Genomic DNA, 234 nt, shown 5'->3' on the forward strand with positions numbered 1-234 from the left:
GAGTGAAGGTGTCTCCTCTAAAACCTTGTATCATTGGCGCGATAAACTCAGAAAAGAAGGTCAACCTGTGCCAGGTAAAACATTAACCAGTGATGAATGGTCTGCTGAAGCTAAGCTTGCAGTCATTATCGAAACAGCCCCAATGTCAGAAGCTGAAATTAGTCAGTACTGTCGAGAAAAGGGCTTATATAGAGAGCAAGTACTTGAGTGGAAGCAAGATTGTTTAGGTGGTTT

General features: G+C 42.3%; 1 pseudogene. It reads left to right on the forward strand.

Features of this window, described 5'->3' with window-relative positions:
* A pseudogene (locus MTCD1_RS20370) lies at positions 1-234 on the forward strand (IS3 family transposase); the annotation flags it as partial.

This window comes from Colwellia marinimaniae, assembly GCF_002207865.1.
GTDB classification, from domain to species: domain Bacteria; phylum Pseudomonadota; class Gammaproteobacteria; order Enterobacterales; family Alteromonadaceae; genus Colwellia; species Colwellia marinimaniae.